The sequence below is a fragment of the Nonlabens dokdonensis genome, from assembly GCF_002162835.1.
GTDB classification, from domain to species: domain Bacteria; phylum Bacteroidota; class Bacteroidia; order Flavobacteriales; family Flavobacteriaceae; genus Nonlabens; species Nonlabens dokdonensis_B.
Genome location: NZ_MAAX01000200.1, coordinates 1 through 5,938, shown reverse-complemented (window position 1 = coordinate 5,938; position 5,938 = coordinate 1). Strand labels below are relative to the sequence as shown.

The window sequence follows — 5,938 nt, the reverse complement described above, 5'->3', positions numbered from 1 at the left end:
TACATAACAACAAAATAAATATTAATACCCATAATTCCATATTCACTATGCCTACAGAGCAAATATCTATAAAAGGGAAGCACAACACCGCAAATGCAATGGCTGCTTCTACTACTGCAAAACTTTTGCAAATAAGAAAGGAAACTATAAGACAAAGCCTTACTTCTTTCGAAGGAGTAGAGCACCGTCTAGAAAATGTCCTTAAAATCAACAAAGTACAATATATTAATGATTCAAAAGCTACCAATGTTAACGCGACATATTACGCGCTTGACAGTATGGAGCAACCTACCGTATGGATAGTAGGAGGAGTTGATAAAGGTAACAATTATAAGGATCTGTACAGCCTTGTTAATCGTAAGGTAAAAGCGATAGTTTGCCTAGGAACTGATAATTCTAAGATAGTTGAAGCGTTTGGGAACTGTGTGGAACAAATGGTGGAGACTAGTAACATGGAAGATGCGGTACGTGTGGCATATAAACTAGCGACTGCTGGTGATAACGTTCTTTTAAGTCCAGCTTGTGCAAGTTTTGATTTATTTCAAAATTATGAGGATCGCGGTCGTCAATTTAAAAATGCAGTAAGAGGATTATAATTTGAAGGTTAAAAACTACATATCTGGTGATACCTTTCTATGGGCGCTTGTAATTATATTACTAGTGTTTTCCTTTTTACCTGTATATAGCGCCAGTGCAAACCTGGCTTATATAGGTCAAGGTACTGGTAATACAACCAAGTATTTAGTTAAACATTTTGGTCACATTATTATAGGACTAGGACTACTATACGCCGTGCATAAAATACCCTATAGATATTTTAGAGGTCTAAGCGTTTTGTTGATCCCAGTTGTGGTGATTTTACTAATTTATACTGCAATGCAAGGTACTGTTATGGGTGGTGCTAGTGCTAGTAGGTGGATGACGGTTCCAGTAATAGGAATGAAGTTTCAAACCAGCACTTTTGCTTTTGTAGTATTAATGGCTTACGTTGCAAAATATCTTGCTTCCATAAAAGATAAAGAGGTGACTTTTAAGCAGTCCTTATTACCGCTGTGGTTACCAGTAGGAATTATACTTGTCCTTATTGTACCTTTTAATCTGTCAACTGCAGTGCTCATTTTTACTATGGTATTGCTGACTTGTTTTATAGGTGGCTATCCATTGAAATATTTAATGAGTATAATAGGTATAGGCTTTTTATCAATGACTCTTTTTGTATTAACGGCAAAAGCTTTTCCAGGTGTTTTTCCTAATCGTGTAGATACATGGGTATCGCGTATTGAGACTTTTGGAGGTGAAGGAGATGCTGACACAAATTACCAAGTAGAGAGAGCAAAAACAGCTATTGCCAACGGATATCCTTTTGGAGTAGGGCCTGGTAAAAGTGTTACTAAACATGTTTTACCCCAATCGTCAAGTGATTTTATCTTTGCCATTATTTTAGAAGAGTTCGGCCTAATAGGAGGTTTAACCATACTAGCATTGTATCTGTTTTTCCTTTTCAGACTTATAATTATCTCTACTAAAGCAGGAACTGTTTTTGGACAGTTACTCGTCATAGGAGTAGGTTTTCCTATTATTTTTCAAGCGCTCACTAACATGGCAGTAGCCGTTAATTTGATTCCAGTTACAGGACAAACTTTGCCCCTAATAAGTAGTGGAGGAACTTCTATATTAATGACTTGTATGTCTATAGGAATTGTCTTAAGTGTAAGTGCAAAAAGAGACGAAGAGAAAATACAAGAAAAAACAAAAGATGAAGAAATGAACCCTTTAGATGTACTCAGTGAAGCCATATAAAATTATCATATCAGGTGGAGGAACAGGTGGACACATCTATCCAGCGATTTCTATTGCAAATGAATGCAAAAGAAGATGGCCAGATTGTGATATACTTTTTGTAGGAGCAAGCGACCGCATGGAAATGGAAAAAGTTCCTGCTGCTGGATATACAATTAAAGGATTATGGATAAGTGGCATTCAAAGAAGTTTATCTCTCAAAAACTTAGCTTTCCCTTTTAAAGTCATTAAAAGTTTAATTGATTCTCGTAAAATCATTAGAGACTTTCAGCCGGACATAGCAATAGGAACAGGTGGTTTTGCTAGTGGTCCATTGCTTTTTATGGCAAATAAAATGAGTGTTCCAACTTTAATTCAAGAACAAAATTCTTATCCAGGCATCACTAATAAATTACTGAGCAAAAAAGTGGACAAGATTTGCGTGGCAAGTACAGGTTTGGATCGTTTTTTTCCTAAGGAAAAGATAGTTTTAACAGGTAATCCAGTCCGTCAGGATCTATTGGATATCTCTAAAGTTAAAGAAGAAGCTCAAGAATATTTTAATCTTGATCCTGATAAAAAAGTGCTTCTAGTTTTAGGTGGTTCCTTAGGCTCCAGGCGTATCAATAAATTAATAGATACCTACAAAGAGCACTTGATGGAAGAAGTGCAGGTTATCTGGCAATGCGGTAAAATTTATTACGATGAGTACAAGAATAAATCAAGTCATGATTTGAGTGTTTATAAATTTATTGATAGAATGGATCTTGCCTACGCTGCTGCAGATTTTATTATCTCACGAGCTGGTGCAGGATCTATATCTGAGTTAAGTATTGTGGGAAAGCCCGTAATATTTATTCCGTCACCGCACGTGGCAGAAGATCACCAGGCTAAAAATGCCTTGGCAGTCGTAGAAAAAAATGCGGCACTTATGATCAAAGAGCAAGATCTTGATCAAAACTTTTTACCTATTTGGAATGGACTTATTGCCGATGCGATTTTGCAAGACAAGCTTTCATCAGGTATTAAAAATTTAGCCTTGCCAGAAGCTACAAATGATATAGTTAACGAGATAGAACAATTACTTAAATGAAAGAGCTGCAACACATAACGCACTTTTATTTCATAGGTATCGGCGGCATCGGGATGAGTGCTCTCGCTCGCTATTTGAATGAACAAGGTAAACACGTAGCTGGGTACGATCGTGTTACAACTGCTCTAACGGTAAAACTAGAAGAAGAAGGCATCGATATTCATTACACAGATGATTATGAAAAAATAGATGAAGCCTACAAAAATAGAGATACATCACAAGTCATTTATACTCCTGCAGTACCAGTAGATTTTGGAGAATTAGTCCGCTTTCGCGAAAGCGGAATCACCACTATCAAACGTGCTCAACTTCTAGGTCAGATCTCTAGAACAATGACCTGTCTCGCTATTGCTGGGACGCATGGGAAGACCACAACTAGCGCGATTTTGGCGCACTTACTTTATAAAAGCGATGTGAAAGTAACGGCCTTTTTGGGCGGTATACTTGAAGAGTACCGTACTAATTATCTATGTTCTGGAACAGATGTTATGGTAGTGGAGGCTGACGAGTTTGACCGTTCTTTCATGCAATTAGATCCAGACATCGCTGGCATTACTGCCATGGATGCAGACCATCTGGATATCTATGGAGATGTGGCCACATTTGAAAAAACCTTTCATGATTTTGCGCATTTACTTGATGGAAAAAAACTTTTAGTAAATGAGAGTTTAGAGCTCAAGGGAATTAAAGTAGGTCTAGGAACCGGAGATTATAAGGCGTTAAATGAGGTGATAATAGATGGAGCATATCATTTTGATTTACAAACACCTAATGGCAAAATCGATAATTGCTTATTAAAATTACCTGGAAGACATAACCTAAGTAATGCTATTCTTGCTATGGCGGTGGCTCTAGAATATGGAGCAAACCCTGAAAAACTGAAACTAGCCTTGTCGTCTTTTCAAGGTGTTGAACGTAGATTCACTTATAGAATTGATACTAAAGAGCGCGTTTTAATAGATGATTACGCGCACCATCCTACAGAGATAGAAGCTGTGTATCAAGCGGTGACAGAAATGTATCCAGAAGAGGAGAAGTTAGTTTTGTTTCAACCGCATTTGTTTTCTAGAACAAAGGATTTCATGGATGAATTTGCACAAGCCTTAGGTAAGTTTGATAAAGTAGGTTTATTAGATATTTATCCCGCAAGAGAATTACCTATAGATGGGATAAATTCTATCGCGTTATGCCAAAAAATAAATGCTTTAGAACATACTCCAGAAATAACTACGGTAGTAGAAAAAGCAGATATCGAGGAATTTATACAAGAAATGGGTGTAAGAATAGTTCTTATGTTAGGTGCTGGTGATATAGGTGTAGAGATCAATAAAATAACTCAAAATTGGGCCGATGCATAGACTTATAAACCTTATAAAACTAGTGTGCGTAGTGTTTTTAGCCATAGGTCTATATGCATTTGCATCGCATAGATATAAGACCAGAACTTTGTCTGGTGTAAGCATCACATTTACAGATTATAGTGACCCATTGATATCAGAAAAAAACGTTAATAAATTGTTGATACAAAATAACGATACTGTTAAGAACCTGATCATAGAAAATTTAGATTTGAATAAGAGTGAATTACGACTTGTTGATAACGCAATGATCAGAGATGCAGAGGTTTCTGTTTCCTTAGATGGATTGCTTAAAGCTGTTGTGCAACCTAGAAAGCCTATCGCTAGAATCATGGGAAGTACAAATGCCTATTTAGATCAAGATAATTTAATCATGCCTTTGTCAAAGGAACATACAGTGAATGTCCCGTTGGTTTATGGATTTAATGAAAAGGTACAAGATCAAACTTACGAGTTGATCAATCGCATACGTAGTGAGGAGTTTTTGAATTCTTCATTTACCCAAATTGATTTTGATAAAGATCAAGAAGTGACTTTATCAGTACGAGCGTTTGATTTTAAAGTGAAGTTAGGGAAAGTGGAAAAACTAGACCATAAAATGATTAATTATCAAGCACTTATTGCTAAGATGCAAAAAGATAACAGACTAGATGAGCTTAAAACAATTGATTTGCGATTTGATAATCAAGTAGTAGTAATTAAAAAGTAGGAAAATGGAACAACAAGAATATGCAGTAGGGCTGGATATAGGTACAACAAAGATTGTAGCTATGATAGGTCGCAAAAATGAATACGGCAAACTTGAGATTCTAGGTGTAGGGAGATCAAAAAGTTTAGGAGTACATCGAGGTGTAGTAAATAATATTACTCAAACTATTACTTCTATCCAGCAAGCCGTTAGTCAGGCAGAGGCTGTAAGCGGTATAAAGATTAAAGGTGTAACAGTAGGAATAGCTGGACAACACATTAGAAGTCTACAGCATAGTGATTATATCACCAGAGGAGATAGCGAGGTTGTTATTAATCAAGATGATATTGCAAAACTTTGCAATCAGGTGTTCAAATTAGTAATGCTTCCAGGAGAAGAGATTATACATGTATTACCACAAGAATATAAAATCGACGGACAGTCTGACGTAAAGGAACCTGTTGGAATGTATGGTGGTAGATTAGAGGCAAATTTTCACGTAGTTGTAGGTCAGGTAGCTTCCATACGTAATATCTATAGATGTGTAAAAAGTGCTGACTTAGACCTAAAGAAAATAACTTTAGAACCACTTGCTAGTGCAGACGCTGTATTGAGCCAGGAGGAAAAAGAAGCTGGTGTTGCACTTATCGATATAGGTGGTGGAACCACAGATCTTGCCATTTTCAAAGATGGAATCATTCGTCATACGGCTGTCATTCCTCAAGGTGGTAACATCATCACTCAAGATATTAAGGAAGGTTGCTCGATCATTGAAAAACAAGCCGAATTACTAAAAACAAAGTTCGGTAGTGCGTGGCCTGGAGAAAATAAAGAAAACGAGATCGTCTCTATTCCAGGTTTAAGAGGTCGTGAACCTAAAGAGATTACACTTAAAAACTTAAGTAAGATCATTCACGCTCGCGTTATCGAGATACTTGAAACTGTATTTGTTGAAATTAAGAATTACGGTCATGATGAGCCTAAAAAACAACTGATTGCAGGTGTAGTTCTTACTGGTGG

General features: G+C 36.7%; 6 protein-coding genes. All 6 read left to right on the top strand.

Features of this window, described 5'->3' with window-relative positions:
- Positions 1 to 596 (top strand): UDP-N-acetylmuramoyl-L-alanine--D-glutamate ligase (gene murD, locus A9Q93_RS13385; protein WP_303687906.1); only part of this gene is annotated, 596 nt, incomplete at its 5' end.
- Position 597: 1 nt separating this feature from the next.
- Entirely contained in the window at positions 598 to 1,800 is a 1,203-nt protein-coding gene (locus A9Q93_RS13380) for an FtsW/RodA/SpoVE family cell cycle protein (RefSeq protein ID WP_303687905.1), read from the top strand.
- The gene (murG, locus tag A9Q93_RS13375; protein ID WP_303687904.1) at positions 1,778 to 2,872 is read left to right on the top strand and encodes an undecaprenyldiphospho-muramoylpentapeptide beta-N-acetylglucosaminyltransferase; all 1,095 of its coding nucleotides are present in this window, start codon (positions 1,778 to 1,780) and stop codon (positions 2,870 to 2,872) included. Before A9Q93_RS13380 ends, murG begins: the two co-directional genes overlap by 23 nt.
- Positions 2,869 to 4,230: a UDP-N-acetylmuramate--L-alanine ligase gene (murC, locus tag A9Q93_RS13370; protein WP_303687903.1), complete on the top strand. Its 1,362-nt coding sequence runs from the start codon at positions 2,869 to 2,871 to the stop codon at positions 4,228 to 4,230. The genes murG and murC overlap by 4 nt, the downstream gene beginning before the upstream one ends.
- The gene (locus A9Q93_RS13365) at positions 4,223 to 4,939 is read left to right on the top strand and encodes a cell division protein FtsQ/DivIB (protein ID WP_303687902.1); all 717 of its coding nucleotides are present in this window, start codon (positions 4,223 to 4,225) and stop codon (positions 4,937 to 4,939) included. Before murC ends, A9Q93_RS13365 begins: the two co-directional genes overlap by 8 nt.
- Before the next feature lie 4 nt (positions 4,940 to 4,943).
- Positions 4,944 to 5,938, top strand: a 995-nt coding sequence (gene ftsA, locus A9Q93_RS13360) for a cell division protein FtsA (protein ID WP_303687901.1), incomplete at its 3' end; no start/stop codon positions are given.